At 67.4% G+C, this 25,855-nt stretch carries 23 protein-coding genes; 10 read left to right on the forward strand and 13 right to left on the reverse strand.

The features are described from left to right. Positions 1 to 30 precede the first annotated feature (30 nt). From MYMAC_RS09665 to MYMAC_RS09680, 4 genes are read right to left on the reverse strand one after another with little or no spacing between them, the layout of a single operon-like run. Positions 31 to 1,110, reverse strand: coding sequence for a head morphogenesis protein (locus MYMAC_RS09665; protein ID WP_095957888.1), 1,080 nt, complete (start codon positions 1,108 to 1,110; stop codon positions 31 to 33). Then, the gene (locus MYMAC_RS09670; RefSeq protein ID WP_095957889.1) at positions 1,091 to 1,372 is read right to left on the reverse strand and encodes a hypothetical protein; all 282 of its coding nucleotides are present in this window, start codon (positions 1,370 to 1,372) and stop codon (positions 1,091 to 1,093) included. Before MYMAC_RS09670 ends, MYMAC_RS09665 begins: the two co-directional genes overlap by 20 nt. Further along, the gene (locus MYMAC_RS09675) at positions 1,369 to 3,168 is read right to left on the reverse strand and encodes a phage portal protein (protein WP_095957890.1); all 1,800 of its coding nucleotides are present in this window, start codon (positions 3,166 to 3,168) and stop codon (positions 1,369 to 1,371) included. The genes MYMAC_RS09670 and MYMAC_RS09675 overlap by 4 nt, the downstream gene beginning before the upstream one ends. Continuing rightward, positions 3,165 to 3,368: a hypothetical protein gene (locus MYMAC_RS09680; protein ID WP_095957891.1), complete on the reverse strand. Its 204-nt coding sequence runs from the start codon at positions 3,366 to 3,368 to the stop codon at positions 3,165 to 3,167. The genes MYMAC_RS09675 and MYMAC_RS09680 overlap by 4 nt, the downstream gene beginning before the upstream one ends. Before the next feature lie 244 nt (positions 3,369 to 3,612). Between MYMAC_RS09680 and MYMAC_RS09690 the strand changes: the two genes are divergently transcribed. After that, positions 3,613 to 4,128 carry a hypothetical protein gene (locus MYMAC_RS09690; protein ID WP_239989450.1) on the forward strand — a complete coding sequence of 172 codons (516 nt, stop codon included), beginning with the start codon at positions 3,613 to 3,615 and terminating at the stop codon, positions 4,126 to 4,128. On the opposite strand, the gene MYMAC_RS36765 is transcribed toward MYMAC_RS09690, so the two are convergent. The 3 genes from MYMAC_RS36765 to MYMAC_RS37195 form a co-directional block, all read right to left on the reverse strand. Next, entirely contained in the window at positions 4,122 to 5,375 is a 1,254-nt protein-coding gene (locus tag MYMAC_RS36765; RefSeq protein WP_157757482.1) for a hypothetical protein, read from the reverse strand. The genes MYMAC_RS09690 and MYMAC_RS36765 overlap by 7 nt on opposite strands. Further along, entirely contained in the window at positions 5,372 to 5,710 is a 339-nt protein-coding gene (locus MYMAC_RS36770) for a hypothetical protein (RefSeq protein WP_157757483.1), read from the reverse strand. The genes MYMAC_RS36765 and MYMAC_RS36770 overlap by 4 nt, the downstream gene beginning before the upstream one ends. Before the next feature lie 272 nt (positions 5,711 to 5,982). Then, complete coding sequence (locus tag MYMAC_RS37195; RefSeq protein WP_239989451.1) at positions 5,983 to 6,525, reverse strand: phage terminase large subunit family protein; 543 nt, start codon at positions 6,523 to 6,525, stop codon at positions 5,983 to 5,985. Between the two features lie 972 nt (positions 6,526 to 7,497). Between MYMAC_RS37195 and MYMAC_RS09705 the strand changes: the two genes are divergently transcribed. From MYMAC_RS09705 to ltrA, 3 genes are all read left to right on the forward strand, one after another. Further along, entirely contained in the window at positions 7,498 to 8,112 is a 615-nt protein-coding gene (locus MYMAC_RS09705; protein WP_095957894.1) for a tyrosine-type recombinase/integrase, read from the forward strand. Positions 8,113 to 9,297: 1,185 nt separating this feature from the next. After that, positions 9,298 to 9,924, forward strand: a complete 627-nt coding sequence (locus tag MYMAC_RS09710) for a DUF7710 domain-containing protein (RefSeq protein ID WP_013942257.1) — start codon at positions 9,298 to 9,300, stop codon at positions 9,922 to 9,924. A 697-nt stretch (positions 9,925 to 10,621) separates the two neighbouring features. Then, a complete protein-coding gene (gene ltrA, locus MYMAC_RS09715) occupies positions 10,622 to 12,055 on the forward strand; it encodes a group II intron reverse transcriptase/maturase (RefSeq protein ID WP_095957527.1) in 1,434 nt (477 codons plus the stop codon). Between the two features lie 599 nt (positions 12,056 to 12,654). Here ltrA and MYMAC_RS37730 read toward each other — a convergent pair. The 6 genes from MYMAC_RS37730 to MYMAC_RS37735 all read right to left on the reverse strand — a co-directional run bounded on the left by MYMAC_RS37730 (position 12,655) and on the right by MYMAC_RS37735 (position 17,310). Further along, complete coding sequence (locus MYMAC_RS37730) at positions 12,655 to 13,809, reverse strand: AT hook motif domain protein (RefSeq protein WP_239989452.1); 1,155 nt, start codon at positions 13,807 to 13,809, stop codon at positions 12,655 to 12,657. Between the two features lie 8 nt (positions 13,810 to 13,817). After that, the gene (locus tag MYMAC_RS09730; protein WP_095957895.1) at positions 13,818 to 14,648 is read right to left on the reverse strand and encodes a hypothetical protein; all 831 of its coding nucleotides are present in this window, start codon (positions 14,646 to 14,648) and stop codon (positions 13,818 to 13,820) included. After that, positions 14,624 to 14,962, reverse strand: coding sequence for a hypothetical protein (locus MYMAC_RS09735; protein WP_095957896.1), 339 nt, complete (start codon positions 14,960 to 14,962; stop codon positions 14,624 to 14,626). The genes MYMAC_RS09730 and MYMAC_RS09735 overlap by 25 nt, the downstream gene beginning before the upstream one ends. Beyond that, on the reverse strand, positions 14,959 to 15,618 hold the full coding sequence (locus MYMAC_RS09740) for a 3'-5' exonuclease (protein ID WP_095957897.1): 660 nt from the start codon (positions 15,616 to 15,618) through the stop codon (positions 14,959 to 14,961). The genes MYMAC_RS09735 and MYMAC_RS09740 overlap by 4 nt, the downstream gene beginning before the upstream one ends. Next, positions 15,618 to 16,793 carry a RecB family exonuclease gene (locus tag MYMAC_RS09745; protein WP_095957898.1) on the reverse strand — a complete coding sequence of 392 codons (1,176 nt, stop codon included), beginning with the start codon at positions 16,791 to 16,793 and terminating at the stop codon, positions 15,618 to 15,620. Before MYMAC_RS09745 ends, MYMAC_RS09740 begins: the two co-directional genes overlap by 1 nt. Before the next feature lie 130 nt (positions 16,794 to 16,923). After that, positions 16,924 to 17,310, reverse strand: coding sequence for a hypothetical protein (locus MYMAC_RS37735; protein WP_239989454.1), 387 nt, complete (start codon positions 17,308 to 17,310; stop codon positions 16,924 to 16,926). A 1,608-nt stretch (positions 17,311 to 18,918) separates the two neighbouring features. Between MYMAC_RS37735 and MYMAC_RS09755 the strand changes: the two genes are divergently transcribed. The 6 genes from MYMAC_RS09755 (at position 18,919) to MYMAC_RS09780 (ending at position 25,808) form a co-directional block, all read left to right on the forward strand. After that, entirely contained in the window at positions 18,919 to 19,692 is a 774-nt protein-coding gene (locus MYMAC_RS09755) for a sigma-70 family RNA polymerase sigma factor (protein WP_157757486.1), read from the forward strand. Positions 19,693 to 19,833: 141 nt separating this feature from the next. Further along, on the forward strand, positions 19,834 to 20,124 hold the full coding sequence (locus MYMAC_RS09760; protein WP_095957901.1) for a hypothetical protein: 291 nt from the start codon (positions 19,834 to 19,836) through the stop codon (positions 20,122 to 20,124). 5 nt (positions 20,125 to 20,129) lie between these two features. Beyond that, positions 20,130 to 20,855: a hypothetical protein gene (locus tag MYMAC_RS09765; RefSeq protein ID WP_095957902.1), complete on the forward strand. Its 726-nt coding sequence runs from the start codon at positions 20,130 to 20,132 to the stop codon at positions 20,853 to 20,855. Positions 20,856 to 21,007: 152 nt separating this feature from the next. Further along, complete coding sequence (locus tag MYMAC_RS09770; RefSeq protein ID WP_095957903.1) at positions 21,008 to 22,456, forward strand: DEAD/DEAH box helicase; 1,449 nt, start codon at positions 21,008 to 21,010, stop codon at positions 22,454 to 22,456. Between the two features lie 6 nt (positions 22,457 to 22,462). After that, positions 22,463 to 25,621 carry a hypothetical protein gene (locus tag MYMAC_RS09775; protein WP_095957904.1) on the forward strand — a complete coding sequence of 1,053 codons (3,159 nt, stop codon included), beginning with the start codon at positions 22,463 to 22,465 and terminating at the stop codon, positions 25,619 to 25,621. Then, entirely contained in the window at positions 25,614 to 25,808 is a 195-nt protein-coding gene (locus MYMAC_RS09780; protein ID WP_095957905.1) for a hypothetical protein, read from the forward strand. Before MYMAC_RS09775 ends, MYMAC_RS09780 begins: the two co-directional genes overlap by 8 nt. The last annotated feature ends 47 nt before the right edge of the window (positions 25,809 to 25,855 follow it).

Raw genomic sequence — 25,855 nt, forward strand, 5'->3', positions numbered from 1 at the left:
AGGCCCGCGGCGCGAAATCGGGGACATCACTCAAGTGACGGCCAGTGTCCCGGTGCGGCAGAGGGCGTGGAAAGGAGGGAAGCCCACGCCTGCTTCCGCGAGCTGTCTGTCCGAAGCGAGGGCGCGGAACTCGCCGACGTCGTCGCGTGTGCCGGCGGCGGAGCGAAGCACCTCGGCCAGGCGCGTTTCCTGGCCCCGTCGGTTGACGTAGAGGAGGACGCGCCCCGTTGCCGCGTCGACGCGCTCTCTCACCCAGGGCAGCTCCTGCTTCACCTCTTCCGGGCGCTCAAGGGACGCCACTCGCTCGAAGCGCTGGAGGGCCTCGCCCACTGAGAATGTCTTCCCGTGGAGGAAGCGGCACACCTGGGTGGTGGCTTCGTCGAGGACGGCCTCGATGCGGTAGCGGCGAATGCCGGCCTCGGCGTAGCTGCTCATCTGGGCGAAGGAGCGCCCCTGGCCGATGAAGTGGCTTGCCACCACCTCCCAGTAGAAGGGGGCCCGCTCGACGAGGGCGCCGCGCGCGGCCCTCTCCAAGGACTCGGCGATGTCGCCTCGCCCGAGGCCGGCCTCCAGCCCCTCGGCCACAAGCCGCCGGGCCTCCTCTCCGAAGGCGTCCAGTCGGCGCCCGTACTCGTCCCGGACGAAGTTGCCCTGGGTCCGGACGATGTGTTGGGCAATGCGCCTGTCCACGGCGTTGAAGCGGGCGGCGAGGGCGAGGCCCTGCTCGCGCCGGGCGTGGCTGCGGGTGGACGCCACCACCTCCTCGGCTGCGTCGCCCAGGGGGGCCTGGATGCGGGAGGGGATGAGGGCCGTCTGCCGGCCGGCCGCCTCCAGTGCCTGGGCGACGAGGCGCCTGCGCTGAGCCGCCGTCGTCGCCCTCCAGTCCACGTCGAGGACGGCCACCGCCTCCCGCATGGCGTCCACGTCCGCGCGCCCGACGGCGCGACGGAGGCGCGCGGCGAGCAGGGCCACGGCGCGGTCCATGCCCGCGGCAGTGCCAACGTCCAGGGCCTTGGCCACCGGCAGCCGGAGGACGTCCCCCAGCAGGACGTTCGCCACCGCCCGCGCCTCGTGCAGGAGGAGGAGGCTGTCAGCGGGGGCCGTGCACACGGGGCACCTCCTGCGTCACCAGCTCCACGGGGCGGCGGCGCCTGGCGCGCACCTCGACGCCAGCTGGAGTCGGGGAGAAGACGACGTCGTGGCTGGCCGCGCACCTGTCACACAGGGCGAAGACGAGGAGGCCGTTGCGCCACAGCGTCGTCGACTCCTCAAGGGGGCCGCGCCTTCGGCACATGCGGCACTCCAGGACACCGCGCTCGGCGTCGGCCTGCGCTTGGAGCACCCACGCGCGCTGGAGCTGCTCGGGCGTCATGACTCCCTCGCCGAGAACCAGGTGTCGAACTCCTCGTGGGGGACAGGGACGTGCTCGGTGTCCACGTACCGGCGGGCCAGAGCCAGGCGTCCTTGGGCCAGACGCTCCTCCTCGGCCCGAAGCTCTTCGCGCAGCCCCAAGAGGCGTTTCGCCTCGCCCAGTAGCGCGCCCTTGTCCTTCTGGGGCGTCAAGTCGCTGGAGCCCGACTGGATGCCCGCGAGCGTGAGGGTGATGGGGCGCTTCACCCAATCGTCCGCAATCTTGCGGAACTCGCGGTGGAAGATGTCGCCGGCCAGGTGGCGACCCTCTTCCGGCGTCAGCACGCCAACGCGCACCAGACGCTCCACCATCTGGGTCATGCGCTCCGGGTCTCTGGTGGCCGTCGTCTGCGACCTGAATTTCCAGAAGCGCACGCCCATGTCGGCGAGCACCTTCCGATTCAGCAAGAAGTCGAACTCGTCGCGCTCGGGCTGAAACACCTGGTCCTCGGCGAAGCGGAGCTGCGCCTCCGCGACGGAGCGATTGAAGTCCCGGCCGTCTCCTCGCAGCAGCGGCGGCAAGCGGAAGGCGCTGCCCACCTTGTCGATGTTGCGCTGGTCGTACTGCTGAAAGAGGGCGTCTTGCTGCTGTGCGTCCGTCAGGGGGCGCAGCTCAATCTTCGCGCGGCCTCCGTCGCCGGTGCCGACGCCGTCCGCCTCGAGAATGAGAATCTTGTGGAAGTTGGCCTTGCCCTTCAGGTTCTCCTCGATGAAGCGCTCGATGCGCGGCACCGAGGCGTCGGAGAGCCGCCCTCCTGAGACGAGCAACGCCAGGGGCGGGACGGACTTGTTTGAGAAGTAGAGGTAGTTGACCTCCTCCATCTGCCGGGAGCCGAGGACGGACAGCAGGGTGCCCACCCAGCGCGGAATGCCGTAGGGCGAGCGCGGGGAGTGGATGGCGAAGTGGATGAGCTCCGTGGCGGGGCCGTCCGAAGCGTCCGCGACCTTAAGAGAGGCGACATCCGGGAAGGCGCGGCCGGTGAGGCGGGAGATGACGCGCGAGTCGCCGAAGGACTTGAAGTAGACGCGCTCGCTGCCCTGCACCTGGATGTAGCGGCGCAGGCGCCGGCGGGTGGTGACGGTGTCGAAGCTGACGGCGGAAATGCGCACGCGCTCGCGCACCTCGACGGCCTCCTTGTCCAGGGGCAGGAGGCGCACGGTGTAAGAGGGGACGTAGACGAAGCGGGCGATGTCGCCCTTGCCGTCGCGCAGCACCTCCCAGTACGCGTTGCCCGTCACTTCCAAGTCATGGCGGGTGCGGCGACGCAGCTCGACGAAGCTCCCCTCGAAGCAGCAAAAATCGAAGAAAGACTCCAGGCGGGCCTTCTCCACCCGGGCCTGCTGGCGCACTTCCTCCGCGTGCGCAGCGACTTCCTCGTCCGTGGGACGTAGGGGCGTCCCGGAAGGCAGCGTGCCGGCGTCACGCGCGGCCAGGCGCTCCAGGGCCATGGCGTCGGCCACCTTCTCTTGTGCCCCTTCGCCGTCGAAGTCGATGGCGGGCTCGAAGCGGAACCCGAAGCCGTCGATGTTCGTCGCGTACGCATCGACGTTCTGGCGCAACGAGTTGGAGTGCTCGACGAGGAGGCAGAGGGCCTCCGGCTCATACGGGGGCTGGAGGGCGCCTGCCTCACTGAAGGCCACGGACTCCTCGCCACCGGGGCGGCTGGCGGGCTCGTCGACGCGGGCGCCCACCACCACCGCCTTGAGGATGGCCTGGAGGCGCTCCTCAGCCTGGTGGACTTCGGCTGGCACCGTCACGGACGGCCCTCCACGTAGGCCAGGAGGCCCGTGGGGGTGTGAGAGACGGCGCGCACGCGCTGGCCGCGGGCCGCAATCTCGACGCGTGCGGCCTCCAGCAGTCCGTCGAGGGTGGAGGCTTCGACGGTGAAGCTCGGCCCAGGGAGTGGCGCGCCGCCCGAGCCAGAGGAGAGGACGAAGACTTTGACGTCACGCTGCACACGGGCCTCCCACACGAAGTGGAGGCAAGGCGCGCAGTGGGAGGGGTGCCCTCGTCGTGAGAGGGCGTTAGGGGCCGCGCGCCTTACCTCCAGCGAGGACAAAGGCCTCGGGCCCGATTTCGGGGACATCGGGTGGGAGTGCTTTGCGGTTGTGTCGAGACGAGCTGCGACACGCCAGGGAGGGCGCTGCGGTGCCGTCTGTGGCGAACACGTTGAAGTCCCTCTTCAACGCGGAGGAGACACCATGGACACCTACCATGTCGCGAAGCTGCCCGCGCGCCTGCGTGGCTTCGCGCTTCCGGACACGAGCACGTCACCCGAAGGCTTCGTCGAGGCGGGCGACTACCTGGTGCTTGAGGAGAAGGCCCGATACCCCACGCCCGACACCGACTACGCCCGGCTGGTGGTGCCGCAGTTGGGCGTGCTCGGCACCTGGATTTGCACGCGCTGGCGCACCCAGCGCTACGCGACGCTCGCCTCCCAGGAGCGCGCGCCCGCCATGGCCCGGCTTTCATTCGACGACGAGCGGCTGGCCGTCCCGGAGGAGCGGCTCACCACGCTCCTGGGGGCGTTCCTCGACTACAGGTACGACGTGAACCGGGCGTACTACCCGTGGGCGCTGCCGGGCCGTTACCACACATTACGACAAGACGGCGACCAGCTACCTCGCCGTCCTGAACATCGCATCCATGCTTCTGCGGCTGCTCTATTTAGGGGCAGCCCCCTAGGGGCGAGCTCAAGAAAAGCGTGCCGCTACTGAATGAAGTCTGCAGCTCGAGGGATGAGGCTCAATTGGCTTAGAAGTTCAATGCTGACAGAAAACAGAAATTCTGTTTGTTTGTCAGCTCCATCTTCGCGGGTCCACTGGGCGCGTGGAATGATTCTGAATATGCCTTTGTATTCGCCAGAGTATGTGCCCGGAAGAGAAAGGAGGCTAACATATAGTGGCATCTCAATTCCCCACTCGGTTGCTTTGCTGGATTTGCCTAGAGTGGGGCCAAGGGCAATCCTCCAATCGTCGTTGAACTTGTCGATGATGCCTACGTATGGCGCAATGCGGAGTTTGTTGTTTCGTTCTATAGGGCCAAGAGAGAGCGTCTTGCAGATCTCTGCTGGGTCTGTCACGGGGGAGTCGGGTCTCTGTACAGCGCCTGCCGGCACACAGTATTCGGCAGAGTCTTTTTGGGTGGTCCAGGCCGAGTTCCATGTCGCCATGATTTCGAATGTTATGTTTGTTTTTCTTTTGCTGGATTTTGCATGTTCTGTGAGGTTGATGAAATAGCTTGCTGCGGCGTTGAAGCCGTTTTTTGGGGTGGATTCGCTCTTGAGTATGTTTTGCGTTGTGGTCGGATTGAGGTATTCGAGGCGATCTTGTCCATAGGCAAATGCCGCTGAAAACGTTGATGCTGGGTAGATGCCTGTGAGTTCGGGCTTTAGTTTGTCGCTGTGTTCCTTCATGAAGGACCTGCCGTTGCTGCATAGGTCTTGGATTTGTATTGATTCAGGTGAGTGGCTGGTGGATTTTTCGCGAAAGATTTTGCAGTTCTCATCATCCTTTCCGGCGGTGCATATCCCCTTGCAGATATTAAATGCGTTGAATCTGGCGTTTTGATCTTTCTCCTTGTCTTCGCCTTGGCGAGGGTGAAGAACTCCTAGCCGTAGGATGGTGATGCCTAGGCCGACTCGCCAGTTTGTGGATGGACCATCTTTCTTGTCGTTGGTGGATGTGGATATTAGGCGGGCTATCCCGGATTTAGTGTTCGTGTTTAGAAATGGCGTGATGGTTAGGTTCGTTCTGGCGAACCAAGGAAGGCCTTTGTTGATGTCGGCACCGATGCTGAATGCGGCATCGCCGGTGAGTTTTCCGGAAGCGCGTAGGTATGGAAATAGCGGGACGATTTTTGTTTTTATTTGAGGGGAGTCGGGTGGTGGCTCGCCTCCTTGGCTCTGCCTGGGGAGGGCGAGAATTGTTAGCAGTATCGTGAGTGTTATGTTTTTCTTGATCATGCGATCCTGAAGGTGAATGAGTGGTTGACGAGTCCGTCCTTTTGGGTGTCGTAATCGTCTCGTGAGACGAGGGGGAATGTTCCATTTTCGCGAGTGATGGAAACGGAGAACTTTCCCTCCCCTCTCTGGATATCAAAGATGTATGCGTATTTTCCGGGGGCGAGGGGGAGTATTGTGCTTCCGGTGGGACTGGCCACAATGGTTTCGCCATCAAATAGAGGGGGGTGAATAAGGTCGAATTTTTCGGTGGTGCGGAATATCTGTCCGACAGCGGTTAGTGTTATTGGTGTCTTGAGTGCGCCTGGGTCTCCGACAGAGAGCTCGAATCGTTCCATGTGGATTTCCTGGGGAGCTGTGTGGGTTTTTGTGGTTGAGGGTGGGTGGCACTTGTTCCATCGTGCTCTTTAGTTGATGGAGATTGTATTTGTGATGAGTGACCTTTTGTAGGTGGGTGGAAAACGCCCCGGCCTGGGGTTGTCTGTCCTACTTGGGTGGTTGTGGAGTGGGTGGAGTTGAGGTGGAGTCTGTCTCTTTAGTCCCTTGAATGGTTGGAGCTTTGCGCGAGGCAGTCCGTGTATGCCCAGGCTTGGTGTGCGACTCCCGAAAATTACCCAATCACCCTCACTCCGATTTCCCCACGAAATCGTCGGTCTGGCGTGCGTTCCCTCTGGCAGGCTAGGGCCACGGCCCAGAACTTGTCCGCGTGCCCGCGGTTGGTGCGCTCGGCGTCGAAGGACACCTTGCCGGAGGGGAGCACGCGCCGCTTGATGGAGTGAATCTGCCCGACAAGCTCACGCTGGCGCGGAAGGGTGACGTCGCGGCGCTGGAGGAGAATCTTGAAGTCGGTGGCCCAGCGCTCCTTGGCCTCGTTGCTGAAGTTCTCCTCCACCACCTGGGGGAAGTCGCGGGCGAGGTTCTCCGCGAGATTCATTCCGATGCCGCTCCGGTCGACCGAGAGGCGCGCCACGGGCAGGACGGAGAGGAGGCGGCGCAGGTGGGCCTCCTGCTCCGCGAAGGGGACACCTTCGAAGCTCTTCAGCATGCGGCACGTGAAGCGGCCCTCCACCTCTTCGAAGACGGCCAACTCGGAGCGGTCTCGCGTACGGCCCACGTCGAAGCCCGCGACCAGGCGGCCCTGGGGCACGGGCACGTCGGAGGCGTCCTGCGCCAGCGGCAGCTCGTCGGTGGTGCACGGGAGGATGAGTTCGTAGGGGAGGAAGCTGTAGGACTCGTCGACGTAAAAGGCATTCGAACTCCTGCTGGAAGTCCTCCTGCGGCAGGGAGTCGAACTGCTCGGTGAGGACGGGGCGCCCGAATCGAGCGACGCGCTCCTCGGTGGACATGAGGGGCGCCTCCACTGCGGCGCGCCTCACGTTCAGGCTGAAGAAGCGGCACAGCCACCAGGGCACCAGTTGGCGGGTGTGGTGCGGGTACTTCCGCAGCTCCTGCGTGTCTATCTCCCAGAAGATGCCGCGCCGGCCGAGTGGGGTGCTGCCCCCAGTGAGCTGACCATGCGAGCGCAGGATGAGGGCGGTGCTGCCTGTATAGACTTCGCGGTCGTTGACCAGGTGCGCCAGCTCGTCCAGGTACACGTCACCGCGCTTCCCGCGCGGAGGTTTGGCGGGAACGGAGATGATGCGCGAGAGGCGCCGGCCTCGGGAGTTCGACTCGAAGGCCAGCTCCGTCTTGGCGTCCGTCACGAGCTTCTTCTGGTAGGCGAGCGGCAGCTCCTCGTACACCTGCCGGGCGATGAGCACCTTCTCCACCGCGTCGCTCAAGTTGTACGAGACGAACACCGCCGTGTGGCCGTCGCGCAGGTGGCACCGAGCCAGGGCCTCGAGGGCGAAGAGGAAGGAGAAGCCCACCTGGCGGCTCTTCGCGACCCAACGGAAGCGGGAGCGATTGCCGAGGAAGGACTGCTGGTACGGCTCCAGCACCACGGGCTCGTTGTCGTATTGGCACAGCCCGGAGATGAATCCGGACTCGGTGGCCAGCCACTGGGTGAGGTCATCCTCGGTGCGCTTGACGATGCCGAGCGTCACGCTGTCCTCCCTGCATGTTCCGTTGCTTTCTCTCGGCACCCGAGCGCGTATGGCCGCGTCCTCTTCACGAAGGAGCCGCCATGTCTGCCTATGCCGCTGTCGCCCGAGCCCCGCGCACCCTCACGGAGAAGGAGGTGGCGCTCCTGCTGCGCGCCACGGGGTTGCACAAGGAGGGATTCAGGGACCACTGCCTCTACAGCCTCGCGCTGGCTTCGGGCCTGCGTGAGCACGAACTGGTGGCACTCAACATCGGCGACGTCTTCGACGAGCGCGGGCGCGCACGCCGGCACGTGATGCTGACCGTCTTCAAGGGCAGCCGCCGGCACCCGGGTCCCCAGGAGGTTGTCCTCTCGGACACGGTGCGCGCGAAGCTGGAGAAGCTGCTGCGCCTCAAGCGCGCGCAGGGGCATGAGGTGGGGCCCCAGGCGCCGCTCTTCCTGAGCCGCAAGGGTCTGCGCCTGTCCACGCGGCAGGTGCGCCACGGCTTCGCGGTGTGGCAGGAGCGCGCGGGGCTGGAGCGGCACCTGAACTTCCACGCCGTGCGCCACACCGCGTGCACCGGGGTGTACCGGAGGACGAAGGACATTCGCCTCACTCAGAAGTTCGCGAGGCAGCGAAGCGTCGACTCCACCGTCATCTACACGCACCCCTCGGACGACGAGCTGGTGCGCGTGACGAACGACTTGCCCTGCTGATGGGGCACGCCGCCTCCGCGCTGAGCGCCCGCGAGAGCCCCAGGGCGGGGCGGGCAGCCGCGCGGAGGCGGTGAGGGGTGGCCGTGCTCGGGGCCCGCGCGGACTGCCCCAGGCGCAGGCGCAGCCAGCGAAAGTGAACAGCGCGAGGCGTTCACTTACCGGGTGCAAATGAACAGGGGAGGGGTGTTCACTTTTTCGGGGGTGACTCTCTCGAAAAGGGCCCCAGATACATGCCCCGGCGGCGAGGCCCGCACGAAAGATCGCACCACCCCCCACCCTGGCGTCAGGGGTAGGCGGGGTAGGCGTGCTGGCGTCATCGGTAGGCATGGTTGCGCCCGGCGGGGGCAGGCGGTGAAGGTGGCGGGGGAGGAACTGGACCGCGCGATGGGCGGCTGGCGGCCCCAACCAGCGGAAAGCGGCAATCGGCCTCGGCGCTTCGGCCCTTCATGAGGGCTCGTAAGCGCGCGAAACAGCGTGGGGGCGGTGACGCCGAATGGCCGCCTTTACCCATTTCCGGCCATTCGGCTCGGCCCTGGTAACGGCACGCGCGCCCAGGTGCGCGCGGGGCGGAGGGTGGGGGCGCGGGGGCTCTGGCTCGGAGTCGTGGGGCTCACGAGGAGGACAAAGGCCTGCGGCCCGAAGCGCTGGGGGACACGCGCGCACGAAAGGGGCGCCACGCGGCGACAGACGCGGTGCGCGGGGCCAAACCGGGGCCGCGCGCCAGGTGGGCCACGTGGCCGCCAGGGGGGCTTCGGGGGAGGGGGGGCAGGTGGGCGGGAAAGTGAACGGCGCGCATGCGTCCGGCCCGCTGGACGGGGTGTGCTTCCGGGCCCGAGTTATGGCCCGGGGCGATACCGCGGTGCTCAAGCACCTGGTGGCTGTCCGCCCCAACCCCGCGAAACTACGGAGGCTGTGGCGCCGGGCGTGTGCATCCGCGCGCCAGGTGGAGCTCCCGGGGGAAAGTGAACGGGTGTGGCCTGGCGCGGCGAAAGTGAACGGCGAAAATGAACGCGAAAGTGTCCGTTCACTTACCGCTGGACACTTTCAGACGGGGGCGGCGGGGGGCAGGGGCTTCCAACGCGAGCTCTCAGGGCTCTGCAGCAGAATCGTGCCCTCGCGTCACATCCATGCGATAGGGGCGGCAGAGCACGCCTGCGTACATCTGTGCTCGTCGGAGGACACCCCATGCGTCGTCTGGGCTTCCCCTATGTGATTCCGTACTCGGCAGGCGAGCACGTCGTCTCATTCGGCGCCACACGCGCAGTACTAGAGCCGCTGGGCCAACCGGCCTACGTGGACGACGACTCCTCCCGAACTGCGGGGGGGCGCGAGGTCTTCTGGGCGTTTGAGCGTGAAGATGGCCTCCGGTTCGAAGTTGTCTGGAAAGAGCCGTACGGGGTTGCCGCGGTGCATGCGGACCCGCCTGATGCAGAGCAGGTCATCACAGCGCTGCGCAGCCTCGGACTTGAAGGCCCTTTCGAGAAGCACCATCTCCCCGAGGGACGCTCCTTGCGGCGCGGCCATGCACGCTGGGCAGTGTGGCTCTTCACCGGCCAGAATGCCGCAATGCCGACGGCGGTCTTCTCCAGGAAGCAACTGGCGGACGCTTGGCTGGCTCAGACGAGGTACTCCGGAACACTCGTGGCCTACCCGCTCGACAGGTCCCTCTACGACGCTGCGAGGAGCTTCGGCGTTCAGCACTTGCCTCCAGATGGCTCAGCGGAAGCGCAGCAGTACGTCGGCACCACGGTCGAGAGCTATGTGTACGTGGCCGGAAAGCAGGTGGCGAAGAGTGACGATGCACATCTCTGACTTGGTGGTGGGCGTTCGCCGATGAGGAGACGCTACAGAACTACGGGTGCACCGTCGGATGGGCCTGCCGGCTCCAGTTCCCCGCCGCCGCTCACCACCTCCGCGCCCACTTCGCCGCGACCCATGCCGTGCAGGGGGCACCAGCGTTGGTTTAGGTTGTGCCGTCATGGTGCGTCCTGAAGGACGAGCAAGAGGAGCACGTCCATGCTCCACCAGACCGGCGGGTGAAAGTCCCGTCCGGGTAGACACCGGAGTGCCCGGTAGCAGGCCCCAGCCGACCGCCGAGAGGCGGCAGGCCACAGCGGGGCGTCAAAAGCCTCCATTCGGGAGGGAGCAAGAGCGCGGGCCGCAACATCAAGTGAAGCCTGCCGCCTCGACAGATACACAATGGGAGCGCCGAGCCGAGCATGTCGCGGCGAAGGCCAGGTCCGCTGCGGACGAGTCCGGATGGGAAGCAGCGGGGCTCCCCGGGGTATGGGGCGTGGCACGTGCTCAAGGTCTGGTGGGGAACAGGAGAGACCCGTCTGCGCGGCCGTCGTCGCGGCAGGGCCCCGCGTATAAGCCGAAGGTGAAAGCGTGGGGAGCGCAGCGGGAGTCCGAGGGGGCCGTAGTACCGGCGAGGGGCGTGCAAGACAACGCGCCCGGAGGGAAGGGCCCCTGCTTGGGTGGTGCTTGGGCGGGAGGTAAGAGCGAGGGCATGAGCCGCCAAGAAGGCTCCAATCCCCCCGGTGGGCCAGAGTCCACCGACAAAGTTCGACAACTCCAGCGCAAGCTCTTCGTGGCAGCCAAGCGGTGCCGGGAGCGCCGTTTCCATGCGCTGTATGACCGAGTCCACCGGAGTGACGTCCTGTGGGAAGCATGGCAGCGGGTCCGACGCAACAAGGGCGCTGCCGGCGTGGATTCAGTCACGCTGGCGGCGGTGGAGCAGTACGGCGCACAGCGGCTGGTGCAGGAGCTGGGCGAGGTACTGCGAGCAGGAACCTACAAACCGCCCGCGGTGCTCAGGCGGTTCATTCCCAAGGCGGACGGGAAACTCAGGCCGCTGGGCATTCCGACGGTGCAGGACCGTATCGTGCAGATGGCGGTGAAGCTGGTGCTGGAGCCTGTCTTCGAGGCGGATTTTCTTCCGTCGTCGTATGGCTTCCGGCCACGTCGAAGCGCGGTGCAGGCCCTGGAGCGCATCCGGGAGGCAGTCAATGCCGGGTGTCACCACGTGCTCGACGCGGACATCCGCGACTACTTCGGCAGCATCGACCATGAGCTGCTGATGGAGCGGGTGGAGCGGCGGGTGTCGGACCGGAGGGTGCTCAAGCTGCTGAGGCAGTGGCTGAGTGCGGGAGTGGTGGAGGAGGGCCGGTACTCCGAGACGGTCTCGGGGACACCGCAGGGGGGAGTGATTTCCCCGCTGCTCTCCAACATCTACCTGCACTTCTTCGACAGCGTGTGGCAGCGGCAGTGCGCGCAGGTGGGCGAGCTGGTGCGCTACGCGGATGACTTCGTGGTGCTGTGCAAAGGCCGCGAAGCTGCCGAGGAGGCCGAACGAAGGGTGCGCATCATCTTCGGGAGGCTGAAGCTGCAACTGCACCCGGAGAAGACGCGGCGAGTGGAACTCACCGAGGGCAAGGAAGGCTTCGACTTTCTGGGCTGCCACCTGCACAAGCGCATGTCGGGCAAGCTGTGGCAGCAGCGGGGAGTGCGCCGCTACTACCTCCAGCGGTGGCCGTCAGCGCGGAGCATGAAGCGGGTGAGGGCTCGGGTGAAGGAGCTGACGAGCCGACAGCGGCACGGGGTGAAGGATGTCCGAGAAATCATCGGCGGCCTGAACCCGGTGTTGCGAGGATGGGGCAACTACTTCCGCACCGGGAACGCGGCCCGAAAGTTCAATCAACTCGACTCCTACGTCTTCCGGCGGCTGCACCAGTTCATGGTGAAACGCAGAGGCAGGAAGCTGCGGGCCGGCCAGGCGGACGCATGGAATCGAGCGTGGTTCTGGGAAAGAGGCCTGCACCGGTTGCATGGGACGATTCGCTACCCGAAACCGTGCATGCTGCACGACAACACTCTCGTTAAGCCGTATGCGGGAAAACCGCACGTACGGTTTGAAAGGAGGAGGGTGGAAACGGGCCGCTGACGGTACCGCGCCACCCCTCTACCAATGACTTCATATGAGGCTGCGGTGCGCTGCCTGAGCGAGGAGGTTCTTAAGCTTCTTGCCGAGCGCGGTTGGACTGTGGACCGGCGCGCCCCTCTGGACGAGGCAAGGGCTTCACTGGAATTGGCGAGTGCGCCCCTTCACGCCTATGCAGAGGCATTTCTCAGGGCATTTGACGGGCTTCAATTCCACCATCCCGGCACAGGCCGGAGCATGAAGGTGAGCGCTGCGGACACCTGTTCATGGTTCGATGAGGAGGCGTTGCCATACGTCCAGGCCCTCTTTTCCAAGTCTGCGTGCCCAGTGGCGCTGGGCGCCCGCTCTTCTTTGGAAATCTCGGTACCAAGCGGGCCTGGCTCAAGTGGCGCGTTTCCTGGCTGCTGGTATTTTGTCGCGGAGGATGGCCGATGGCTGTGCATCGACATCTACTGGAGCGGTGCCTGGTTTCTCCCCAGCCTGGATGCGGCTCTTCGGTTCGCACTGCTCGATGAGGGGGCCGAATCTGGCCGGGTGCCACTCACCCGCGAGCAGTGCCCCCCTGGAACATGGTCAGACTCCTGAGCGGACGAACTCGACTCTCACGCATCCTGGGACATCAGGCGCCTCGATTGTCCAGAGGCGAGAATCTCGTCACTCGGATGGCTCGCGCTATCGCTCTCCTTGTCCTCGCTCTCCACTTCAGCGTCGACCTCACCGCGCTCGGCGGGCGTCGTCTCCCGCGCGACGCGCAGGGCCTGGGCGTGCCGGGCCTGGAGTCCCTCCAGCGAGAAGCTGGCGTGCAGTTCCTGGCGTGAGTCGGCGCCGCCCATGACGAACTCCTTGAGCCTCACCATGGTGTTGAAGTCGGTGGGGTTGTCGACGCGCACGCGGCCCTCGGCCAGCGCTTCCTCGAAGCCGAGGAGGTAGCCGTCAATCATCTTCAGGGCGTCGTCCTTGCTGACGGCGATGGCGTTGGCGCGCAGTTCAATCAGCTTCTGGTCCGCCTTGGTGGCGATGCGAGTCTTGGCCTCCTCGCGGCGGCGCAGGCAATTGTGCTCCCTGGAGTAGTTGGCGATGAGGGAGGTGGCGACGCCGAAGCGCTCGGCCAGCTCGCGGTAGGACGCGTAGGACGTCATGGTTGAGCCGTCGGGGAGCGCCTTGACGTCGCCGAAGACGAGGGCCTTGTCGAGCTCCTGGCGCGGGAGGGCGGGCTCCGCGGACTTGAGGGGGCGGCCCAATTTGCGCTGCGCGGTAGGCGGTGGGGGAGGTGGCGCTTCGGCAGGCGCGGACGTCGGTGGCGGAGGGTGTGCTTCGGCAGGCCCGGGCGGCGCGAGTGGCGCGGGAGGAGGCAGCGCTTCGGTGGGCGCGGGCGGCGGCGGGAGAGGTAGCGCCTCGGCAGGAGCAGGCGGCGGGGGAGGTAGCGCTTCGGCGGGCGCGGGCGACGCGAGTGGCGCGGGCCGCGGCGGAGGATGCGCTTCGGCGCGCACCGGCATCGCACGTGAGGTGCCCGCGAGGAGGCGCTTGCGGCGGCCGAGGCAGTCGTGGTGCTCGGCGTACCGGGCAATGGCGCTGTGGGCGACGCCGAAGCGCTGCGCCAACTCGCGGAAGGAGGGGAAGCGCCTCCTCACATAGCCCCGTGGGGTAGTCACCTCTTCGCCCTCGACGAGGAGCCGGTCCACGGTGTCAGAGGGAAACCGGGGGCCTTCGGCCTTGGTGGGGCGCCCCAGCTTCTTGAAGGGCTTCTTCTGGGCCATGCCTTCCCTCAGCAGCCTCTGGAGGGTTGCGCTGCGGCGTCGACGGCCTGGGTGCGCAGGCGCTGCATCAGCCGCGTGCGTTGGCGCTTCAGCCGCTGGTACGTCCTCTCAGCCTCGGCAGCGTCACCTTCGACGAGACGGCTGACGTAGGCGCGCAGCTTCTCGCGCCGGACGACGGTGGCCATGAGGACCTCGACGTCGCTGCGAGGCAGGGTGGCCTGGGCCAGGTGCACCAGCACCGCATCCCTCCGCACGAAGCTGCGGCGGACGCTGGGGCGCCTGGGGCTCTCCACCGGCGCGGCGTGCCGCGTGTCGGGCAGCCACTCGGCGAGCTGCGCCTGCGTGTACGTCTCGTGCTGCTCTGCGCGCTCCTTGCGGAGGTGACGGAACACCTCGCGCGCCGTCTGCTGGCGCAGGCGGGCCGCCGTCCAGTCACCCCAGCGCATGAGGGGAAATCCGCGCGCGACGGAGAGGAAGGTGGCGAGGACGAGCTGGTCCAGGTCCTCGCGAGGCACCGCGTTGCCGATGATGCGTCGGCGCAGGCGATGCAACATGGGGGCGTAGGCGGAGGCGAGGGCAGTCGTCCACGCCGGGGTGGAGGAGGCCTGGCACTCGGCTAGCAACGCCCGGGTGAGGGCCTCCCGTTCCGGGTACGTCTCCTCGCGTGCGTCAGCCATGGTGGACAGCACCGATTCGAGGCCGACGTGGCGCGCGAAGGCAGGCCGCCGCGTCCGCGCAGCCGTGAAGACGGCCTGGTGCCGAGCCGAGAGCGCCTCCACACGCAGCAGGCCCAGGAGGTGGCCAAAGAAGTCACTCACCGCGGACGGGCCTCCCACCACTCGCGCACCAACTCGAGGAAGTCGTCCAGCGGCATGGCGACGAGGGGCGGCTGCCCGTCGTCCTTGCACACGGCCAGCGGCCAGCGCCCCGCCGGGCACGTCTCCACAGCCTGACGCAGGGCTTCGCGGACGTTGGTGCGCCGATGGGCTTTCGATTCCACCCAGAAGCAAGGCACCTCGACGTCCGGCACCTCTTCACCACTGCGGTACTGAAGGCCGCGGCGGATGAGAGCGTCGGGCATGGCCTCGCGAAAGCGATGGACGAGGGCGCGTTCCCAATCGGCACCCTTGCGACGAGAGGAGGCGCCGCTCACGAGACACCTCCCGACTCCTCCATCAGCCGCTCCATGTGGCCGCCCCGGGCCATGCGCACCGCGAGGCAGCGGGCCACCTCCAGCGCGCAGCGGGCGTCCGCCATGGCGCGGTGAGGCGTCGGCCGGTGGAGGCCGAAGCGCTTGGCCAGGGCGTTGAGGGAGAGAGACTCCACCTCGCCCGTGGCGAGCAGCGGCCACGCGAGGCTGGCGGTGTCGAGGCGGTGGTAGTCGACGCCGGGCAGGGGCAGCCCGGCGCGGCGGTAGCCCTCGACGAGGAAGCCCCAGTCGAAGCTGGTGTTGTGACCGGCAACGAGGGTGCCCGCCAGGAGCGGCGTCACGGTGGCGAGGGCCTCCTCCAGGGGCAAGGCGTCCCGCCACTCCTCGTCGGAGTAGCCGCACACGGCCAAGGCCTCGGGGTGGGCGTCGGCAAGCCGGGTGGGCTGCACGCGCGCCTCGTACTCCGCCAGCACCTTGAGGCTGCGAGCGTCGACGCGCAACACCGCCACCTCCAGCACCTCGTGGCGGGAGGCGTCCAGGCCCGTCGTCTCCAAGTCAATGAAGGCGAGCGTGCGCAGGTGCGGCGGGAGGCCACGGAAGAGGGGCTGGTGAAGGACGGGGGTGGGGGTGGTGTCGGAAGCGGGGTGGGCGAGCAGCACTATGCAACCTCCTTGGCCCAGAAGCGGGGCGAGTGGTGTTTGGCGGCGAGGGACTCCAGCTCGGCCTTCAGCAGCGCGACGCGCGCGGTGCCCAGGCGCTTGCCCGCGTCCTTCAGCAGCGCGTCGAGGGCCTTCTTCTCGACGCTGGCGAGGCGCTCCACCAACTCCTCACGGGAGAGTCCGGTGGCGCGGGCTAGCACCTCGACGGTGGGCTCTAGCGGGTAGTCGAGGCTGGTGGTGTTGAACATGCGGTAGCGCGTGCCGGCGAGGACGAGCTCGTCCTGCTCGGCGAGGTGGGCCCGGAGGACGCCCTCCAGCTCCGCCTTTCGCGCGCCGAGAATCTTCGCGAGGTGGGCGACTTCCTGGCGCTCGCGGGCGACGGACTCCAAGTCGCCCGTGTCCCGGCAGACGACTTCACGCTGGCCCGTCAGCGCGCGGGCGTAGGTGGGGCACTGGCGCCGGTGGTCGCAGTAGACGCAGTTGGGGTTGAGGCGGGCCGGGAAGGACTCCGCCTTCTCCATCTGCTGGCCCAGCGTCTCGACGTAGGCGAGGGCGGCGTCCAACTGCTCCTCGGCGCGCGTCGTCTCCTGCAGCACGCCGTGGCGGAGCATCCACATGGACAGGCGCACGCGCTTGGCCCAGGGCCAGAGGCGGCGCGCGGCGAGGGCGTAGAGGCTGAGCTGGAGGCTGGCGTCCAGCTCCTCGCGGGTGAAGAGCTGGTGGTTGGACTTGTAGTCCATGACATGGACTGTCTCGTCGTCCACCCAGTCGACGCGGTCGATGAAGCCCAGGACGGTGAAGGGCCCCACCGGCAGGCGGAACTCCTTCTCCACGGCGAGGATGTCGCGGCAGTCCACGTGGCCCTGCTGGCGGACGAAGTCCTGGAGGATTCCGAGGCCCTGCTGGAAGAGGGAGAGGCCACAGAGGCCCGAGGTGGCCCACGCTTCACGGTAGAGCTGGAGGGCGCGCTCCTCGGAGAGCGGACCCGCGTACTCGGTGTCGATGACTTCCTGGAGGAGCCGCTCGAGCACGGCGTGCAGTGCCTTGCCGAAGTTCAGGGGGACACCGGGCTCGGCGGTGTGCTTGTCGAGGTAGTGCAGCCGGTAGGACAGCGGGCAGGCCTCGAAGCGGCTCAGCCGGCTGTATGACAAATGCTGGTTTCGCAGGGCGCTCATGACGTGGGCCTCCGGGCCGGTGCAGGGGCGTGTCGCGAGTCAGTCATCACGCTCTTTTCGAGAGACACATCAAGTCGAAGGGGACAGGCAGCATGGCCCGCTGCGTGTGTTTCACAGGCGCGGGGTACGCTCATCGCGACACCTCGTCCGCGGAGGCGGAGGGCTTCTCGAAGGACATGACGCGCGAGCCCGGGAATGCGGAGAGGACGCGCACCAGGGTGGCGGCGTGCTCGGGGGTGAGCTCCTTCCGGGCCTGGCCGGTGTAGGCCGGCACGAGCCACACCTCGCCGTAGCCTTCGGAGGCGAAGCACACCTCGGCGCCGAGGGCCTTGAAGCTGGCGATGTCCTCGTCGGTGAGGCCGCGCAGGGGGGAGGGCAGTGCCTTCGCGTGGGGCGCGGCCAGCTCCGTCACGTCAGGAGGTGGAGCGGGTGGCGAGGGCTTGGCGGAGGGCCTCTTCGAGCCAGCCTCGGGCAGGGGATGGCCGAACAAGTCCACTGCGGCCGGAGCGGTCTTCACCGGAGGCGCAGGGACAGGTTGAGCGGCCACGTCACGATGAGGCCGGGCCAGCCCATTCGCCTTCCGCCACTCGGTGCACGTGCCCACACCGGGCAGGGCGCAGCCGCCATTGGCGAGGTAGTGCCGGCAGCGCTTGCCCTCACCGCGGACGTACATCTCGCACGTCACGCCGGCGGGGCGCTGAGGGGCAGCCGTGGGTTGAAGGTGGTGAGTGAGGGCCATCCGCAGTGTCCGGCGGCGTGTGCGTTGCCGCTACAAGGTAAATGCGGTGCCTTGAGGCGACGTGGGACACGGGCGGATTTAGAGCGAATTCTTTTCGGAATTTCGGCAGGGCCCGTGCGCGCGTGTCCCTTCACATGGAAGGCGTGCCTCCTTCGCGTGAATGCCCTTGGACTGCTGACACACGTCGCGGCGGTACAAAGGCACCGTCCTCGAACTCGGGGACATGGACAGGCGCGTTTTCGCGAGGGGCCATGAAGTGCTGTCCACCTGGCCACTTGCTGGACGCGGGTGTGTCCGCCGAATTCCTCAGCAATCCCATGGAGTTACACCGAAGTGGACAGGTGGACAGCATTTTGAGGGGTAGGGCTACTTTCGTAAGCCAGCTTCCCCGCGACTGCTTTTACAGGTTTTGGCCCAGGGAGATTCGGCGCTGCCTCAATAGGGGTACCCGTAGAAAGCTGTCCATGCTGTCCACTTAGTAGTTAACAATATAAATACATAATAATAATGGATGGTTAGAGGTAAAGAGGGGTGGACAAGGTGCTGTCCCGGCCCTGTCCCAGGTGTCCACGCAGCCGTCCACCTGTGCCGGGAGGCTGCCCTCAGAGAGGGAAAGGCCTCGGTAGAGTCCAGCCCGCGGCCAGGCTGTGAAGAGGCCGGCCTCCGAGACGACACCAGCGCCCCAGGCAGGCGCGGCCCAGGACTTGAAACCGGGCGTGGCCTGAAAAGCCAGAAGGCCTCGTGTCGCGTGGCTTCGTCCTTCGGCCCGCGACTCGGCCTGTTGATACACAGTGAAACTGTGTTTCACATGGCGCACGTCTCCCCGCGTGGACGCACGTCCCAGCCTGTGCCGGCGGCCTTGCTACGCAGCGTGTGAATTCAGCCGACGCAGGTGGGTGCGTCCGGACTGTGCGTCACTGGGCATGGATGTCGCAGAGGGGGCGCGCATGTCCCCGAATTGAGGCCCGCGGGCTTTGCCGTGAAGGAGGACGCTGGCCGCAGGAGTCACGTCCCGCCAGGCCGTTGAAGGGGGAGTCCCGTCGCCGCTGTCGCGACGAAGGAGGGGGAAGTCCGTGAAGCTGAAGTCACAGAGTACGCCAGCCAGGGAGGCGCGCCGCGCCGCCTCTACGCGTGTCCCGCCCGCGGCGGCCGACTCGCACCGCGTGGACGGCACCTGCTGTCCTCCGGCCGTCGCTTGCTACCGCGCGCAGGCGCGCCGGTTAGCGTAGCCCGGCCTCTCCGCAAGCGAAGCGACGCCCACTTCCACCGCTGCCGTGTGCAGGTGGCCGGAGGAAGGGCCGTCGTCGGTTTCCACGGGGCATGACTGCCTCCATTCCAACCGGCCCCTGCCCCGCGCAGGACGCCCGGCAGGACAGGCATTCCATAGTGAGAAGGTGCTGGAAGACGCTGCACGAGGGCTTCGGTACCGCCCTCCAGACAGCCCAGGCGCAGCGCGCATTCGACGAGGCGAAGTTGCACCGGGCGTGCCTTGCGGCCTTTGACGGGCCCGAGGCCCTCGTCAGCTACCTCGTCAGCCCGGACGTGCCCGCGGACGAGAAGAATGGCCTCTACACGGGGCTGGTGCTGCTGGTGCAGGGGCGGGCGGCGTGTGAGGTGGCCTGGCCGCTGCTGTGGCTGGGGCTGTGGCCCGGGTTGGACGCCGTGTACCAGCGGCGGCTGAAGTACTTCCCTGGCGCGGCCGACGAGCTCGCCTCCACCCTGGCCACGGCCTTCACCGCGTTGGTGAAGCGCCTCAACCTGGACACCACCCAGCGCGTGGCCGCGACACTCGTGCGCAGCACGGAGCGCGACGTCATGGACGCGTGGCGGCGTGCCCGTACAGAAGACGTCCGGTACAGCCGGTACCGCGAGAGGGAGGAGGCCGTGGCCGCCGAGGCCGGGCTGCTTTCTCCAGCCCTCTCCGAGGTGGGCCTCTCCGTGAGGATGCAGGTGGAGTCCCTGGCGAAGTGGCTCCACCCGCTGGCCCCCATGGACGCAAAGCTGGTGCTGTCCGTCCTCCTCTTGGACGAGGAACAGTCAGCCGTCGGCGCGCGCCTGGGGCTGGCGCCCGCGGTGGCCCGGAAGCGCTTCCAGCGCGCCCTGCTGCGCCTGCGCCGGGAAATGGAAGCTGCAGAGGACTCCGACGGCACAACGGCGTGACGAGCCAGACGCGACAGCGACGCGCCCAAACTCAAAAAGAATTCACCAATAAATGTCCGGTGTCCCACGGCGGCTTGAAACACCGCATTTGTATGAAGAGGGGGCCGCGTCGGCCCTGAAAGGCACTCAATGAATATGACAATGCTGCTGGGCACCGGTGTACTGGCACTCGCCCGCGTCCCCCTGGGGGACTCTCCTGCGCAACCTCGCGTCCACACGCGTCCCCAAGGAAGCGCGAAGGGCACGGACGCATGGCGCACGCCCGAGGACAATGACTTCATCCGCCTACCGGGCCTCTTTCGCCGCTGGGAGTTTCAGCAGGTGGTGGACACCGACGCCGACTTCCACATTGAGGCAGCGGGCTGCGCTGAGGACGGCACTGAGTTGTTTTCCGTGTACCGGCGCGAAAACGCCGCGGCGAAGGAGGCCTGACGCCAATGGCCAATATGTGGGAACAGACGGAGGAATTGGCGAAGCGGCACGAGCAGGCCGGAGGCGCCTGGCTGAAGCTGGTGAATGACGGGGACACGGCGGTGGTGGTTTTCCTCGGAGAGCCGCACCCGCGCGAGGTGGTGTTTCACGAGGGCAAGTACGTCCTCTATGACGAGAAGCTGCGGGCCCAGGGGCACAAGCCCTCGCTGCGCGTGGCCCTCAACGTCGCCCTCTTTGACACCCGCGAGGTGAAGGTGCTGGAGATGGGCGTGGCGGTATTCAAGGACGTGCGCCAGTTGCGGGCGAAGTACGGCCTGGAGAAGTGGGCCTTTGAAGTGAAGCGGCGCGGGGCCGCGAAGGACCCGAAGACAACGTACTCCCTGCTGCCCGAGCGCCAACTGACGCCGGAAGAAGCCTCCGCCTTCCAGGCCCTGCGCCTGCACAACCTGGCGAAGCTGTACGCGGCGGAAGCCGAGGAGGACGGCGCCCCTCCGACTGCCGAAAGCCCAAGGGCAGCGCCAGTGGACGTTGCCGCAGCGCAGGCGCTGGCGGCGCAGCTGAAGTCCCTCCCGCGCGAGGCGGTGGACCGCTTCCTCCAGCATTTCGGCGTGCAGCGGATTCGGGACGTGCCGGCAACGCGCGGCGAGGAAGCGAGAGGCTTCGTCCAGTCCCTCGTCGCCCGCTACGCGCCGCCCGAAGACTCGGCAGACGTCGACCCATTCGCGGGCTGAGGGGAACCTCGTCCGCGGCAACACATGACGCGCAGGGCTGAAGGCCAACGCCCGCGCACCTTCCCAATGGAATTCATATGCAGAACCACCACTCCGAAACCTTCGGGGCCGGGAGGGCCTTGCCCTCAGCCAGCCCCAGTCCAAGCCGGCGCATGGGGCCGGCGCCGTCCACCTCTCCGGGGGCCGCCACCCTGCGCGTCCTCGTGGACTCCGGACTGCGCCTCGCGGCGGCAGACGTGCCACCGAAGCTGCTGGAGGGACTGGTGAAGGCCCTCTGCTTGCCCAACCCCGCGTACTGGAAGCTGGTGCGGCTGGGGAAGCGCCCGGGCAGTGAGCCGGAGATGCTGTACTTCCTCAAGCAGGAGGGCGGGGAGGTAAGGCTACCCCGCGGGGCCATTCACCTCCTGCGGCGCTTGGCCACCGAGGCTGGCCTCACCTTGGCGCTGGAGGATGCGCGGACTCTCCCCAGAGAGCGCCTGCCTCCCATGCCTACGGTGCCGCTGCGGGACTACCAGGCCGCGGCCGTGGAGAAGCTGGTGAAGGGGACACAGGGCACGGTGGTGCTGCCGTGCGGGGCGGGGAAGAGCGTCCTGGCGGTAGGGGCCATGGCCCGCCTCCGGACGCCGACACTCGTCCTCGTCCACACGTTGGACTTGGCCGAGCAGTGGCGACAGCACATTCGCGAGCGCCTGGGCCAGGAGGCCGGCCTCGTGGGGGCGGGGGAGGAGGCGGTGCGCCCCATTACCGTGGCCGTGGTGCAGTCTCTCGCCCGCTGGGACGAGGCGCGGCTGGCGGACTTCCTCGCGCGCTTCGGCTTCCTCATTCTCGACGAGGCCCACCATGTGGCCGCCAGCGCCTTCTACCGCCTGGTGGATTGCAGTCCGGCGCGTTACCGGCTGGGCCTGACGGCCACGCCAGAGAGGGAGGACGGACTGACGCCGCTGCTGCGCCTGTACCTGGGCTCCACCCTGGCCGCCGTCTCCCATGAGGAACTCGTCTCCCGCGGCGTGCTGGTGGTGCCCGAGGTGCGCACCGTGGAGACGGCCTTCGACTACCCCTACTTCGGCGCGGCGGACTACATGCCCATGCTGGAGGCGCTGGCGGAGGACAAGGAGCGCAACAACCTCATTCTCGGCGCCGTGGCCCGCGAGGCCTGGGCGGGCCACCTGTGCCTCGTCCTCACGGGCCGGGTGGCGCATTGCGAGCTGCTGGCGCAGCGCCTCTCAGCCACGGGCCTGCCGGCCGCGGCGCTGACGAGCGAGGTGTCGCGCGAGGAGCGCAAGGCCCTCCTGGACAAGGCCCGCGCGGGGCGCGTGTCCGTCCTCGTGGCCACAAGCCTGGCTGACGAGGGCCTCGACGTGCCGCGCCTGTCCCGCGTCTTCCTGGCCTACCCGAGCCGCGCCCGGGGGCGCACCGTGCAGCGCCTGGGCCGCCTCATGCGGCCCCACCCGGAAAAGAAGAGCGCCGTCCTCTTCGACTTCGTGGACGGGAAGGTACCTCTCCTCCGGCGACACCATGCCGAGCGCCGACAGCAGTACGCGCAGGTGCTGGGGACGGCCCCGGTGGCTGCGGCTGCACCGCGGCGGGCCGCGAAGGGGTAGCGACTCGTGACGGCTGTGTCTCCCTCGACTCCGGCGCCCAACCCCGAGGCCATTCGTGCCACGCGGCGGTGGCTGGCCCATGCGGCGCACGGGGTGAGTGAAGTCCGCGTCATTCGCCCTGGCGGTGGGGGCGTGGTGGGCCTGGGCTTCTTCGACGACGAGGACGCCTTCGTAGCGGCCTGTGTGGAGGCCAACGCCGCCGGCAACGTGTACGTGGGCATTCAGCCCCGGCCACGGCACCTGTTGGCGCTCGCCCCCAACGTCCTCCGTCCCCTCAAGAATGGGGCGGGCAGCAAGGACATTGAAGTCGTGACGGCCACCGTCCTCGACTTGGACCCGGTGCGCCCGAAGGACACGGCCAGCACCGAGGACGAGCTCGCCTCCGCCCTCCAGGCCGCGGAGGAGGCCGCGGCCTGGTGCGAGGGGCAGGGCCTCGTCCGCCCGCGGCTGATGATGAGCGGCAACGGGGCGCAGCTCTGGTTCGCCCTGCCGCCGCTACCGCTGGAGGGGGAGGCCAGAGAGCGCATTCAGGCCGGGCTGAAGGACTTCGAGGCCGAGGTGCGCGCGCGCTTCCAGTCCGGGCGCGTGCACGTGGACTCCATCCACGACGTGGCCCGCATCATCAAGGTGGTGGGCACCGTCAGCCGGAAGGGGGATGGCGCCCGCGAGCGTCCGCACCGCGTCGCCCAGGCCCCCTCCGGCTTCGAGCGCGTCGAGGACGCACCCCTCGCGGAGCGTCTGCAGCGGGCGCCTGTGCAGCAGGAGGCAGCGCTGCCCCGTCCCGCGCGCGTGTCGGTGCCGGCTTCCAGTGAGGCCGCGCCAGGGATGGTGAAGGCGAGGCGCACGCCGGAGGGCGCCTACGACTGGGAGCACCCGGTAGACATGTGTGGCCCGGTGCAGCGCCTATGGAATGAGGGCGCCGAGGACAGAAGCGTCGCCATTTTCGACATGGTGCGCTTCTTCGCGCACAAGGGCCTGGGCTTCGAGGAGATTACCGAGCTCGTCCTGGAGTACGACAGGCGGGGCCTGGGCAAGCTGAAGGGGCGCGACGGCAAGGCGTACGTCCGCAATGCCTACGAGAAGGTGGTGGCCACCGGGCGAGAGGACGGGACGGTGGCGCCGCCCTGCCACTCGCTGCAGAAGCTGGGGTACTGCCACGTCAACCGCGAGCCGGGCGTCCGGTGCGAGTTGTACGACGCGGTTTTCGACATTGAGAAGGCCGTGGAGAAGGTGCCCGCGGACGCGCCGGCGAAGGAGGTGGAGTACCGCCTCAAGCCCATACTCGAGGCCATTGCCCACCGGCACCCCGCGCTGCACGACTTCTACCTGGAGTCGCTGCAGCAGCGCTTCGGCCTCGAGGCCGAGAAGCTGCAGAAGGCCCTGGCCCGGGTGACGGGGCAGCAGAAGAAGCCCGCGCCCTCCAGAGGCGACGCAGAGGCCGAGGACGCGCTGGAGGGCGAAGTCGTTGAGGGGCCGGACGGCTACTACGTGAAGGGCTACGAGGACGCACCCAAGCGCGTCTCCTCCTTCCTCCTCACGTTGACGGCGCGCCTCGAAACGGCAGACGAGGAGGTGTACGTGCTGGACGCACGCACGGACAATGGGACGCACCTGAAGGGCCTGAAGCTGCCGCTGAAGGCCTTCCACTCGAAGCGGGACTTCATCCGCCACCTGCCGCTGGGGGACATGCAGTGGGTGGGCACGGACAACAACGTCCAGGGTGTGCTGCGCCTGCTGACGCGCAAGGTGGTGCCGCGAATGCCAGCAGCGCGAGTCCTGGGCTACTACCAGCACCAGGGGCAGCCGCTGTGGCTGTCGCCCCGGTGCACCCTGGGGCCGGAGGGCTTCCTCACCGACTCCCCCGTGGTGTACCTGCCCAACGGGGCCACGCTGGAGGGCCACCTGCGCTACGAGGCGGCCAGCGACGAGGCCTTCCTCGAGGTGGCGCACACGGCCTTCGAATACCTGCCCCGCGTCAACACGCCCCAGGTGCTGCTGCCCATGCTGGGGTGGTTTTTCGCGACGCCGCTGAAGCCTCGCCTCATGGCGGCGGTGGGGGCCTTCCCGCTTCTCTTCATTCACGGGACGCAGGGCGGAGGGAAGTCCTCCCTCTGCACGGAAATATTCTGGCGACTCTTCGGCGTGGTGCACAAGGACGCCTTCAGCGCGACGGAAACGGAATTCGCGCTGGTGAAGCTGCTGTCCTGCACCACCTCCGTGCCGGTGGTGGTGGACGAATACAAACCCCACGACATGCCCCAGCCGCGTCTCAACCAACTGCACCGCTACATGCGGCGCCTGTACCGCGGAGAAACCGAGGAGAGAGGCCGGCCTGACTTGAAGGTGAATAGCTACCCGCTGCAGGCCCCCTTGTGCATTGCCGGCGAGGCGCGCCCCCAGGAGGCTGCCCTGGTAGAGAGAATGCTGACGGCCACGCCGGAGAAGGCGACGGTGCTGCTGCCGGAGTACCGCGCGGCCTTCCAGAAGCTGAAGTCTGTCGACTTGCCCCTCTTCGCCCCTCGCTACATTCAATTCTGCCTGGGCCGGGACTTCGACGCGGACATGCGCGTGGCACGCGCCGTGGCGGACGTCCTCTTGGATGGACGGCGGGTGCCACCGCGCGTCGTCGACAACGTGGTGGCCATGTTGCTGGGCATTCACCTCTTCGAGGAATTCGCGAAGGAGTGCGGCTGCGCGCTGCCCGTGGACTTGGGGGCACGTGAAGCGGTGGAGGCCCTATTGGCCGACGTCCTCGAAACCGAGGCCGGGGTGAAGAATGCCCTCGACGCCTTCCTCGAAATGCTGGGCGTCATGGCGATTCAAGGCGAGGTGCGGCACCGCGTCCATTACACCTTCGACAAGGAGGGGCGCCTCTGCGTCCACCTCGAGTCGGCGTATGACGCCTTCCGCGCGCACTGCAAGCGGATTGACTACCGCGGCGAGGTGGCGGACGTGAAGGCGCTGCGGCGCATGCTGCACGAAAACCACCGGCAGGGAGGCTACGTCGCGGCCATGGGGGAGCGCGTCTGCTTCGCCGGCGTGGAAAGCCGGCGCCGCGCATTCCTCGTCGACTTCTCCAAAACCAACCTCGTCACCGCTGACGACTTCCCTCGGGCGGACAGAGGACACTCCGCCCACCCTGGGGAGGACTACTTCAATGCATAGCACGCAGCCTCCGGCCGCCGACGAAGCGAAGGCGCTGGCGCAGCGGGAGGCAGAGGCCGCGCGCCTTCGCCGCGAGGACGCGGTGGACGTCCTCGCCGAGGCCCTCTGGGAGTTGTGGGTACGCCAGCACTTGGCGCGGACGCCTCAGCCGAAGGTGGAGCGCGCGGAGAAACACACGCATGGCTGAGCCGCAGACTCTCGACTTGTCTTCTTCCGGGGACAGAGCGTCCATGG

It is taken from the genome of Corallococcus macrosporus DSM 14697 (assembly GCF_002305895.1).
In the GTDB taxonomy this organism is placed as follows: domain Bacteria; phylum Myxococcota; class Myxococcia; order Myxococcales; family Myxococcaceae; genus Myxococcus; species Myxococcus macrosporus.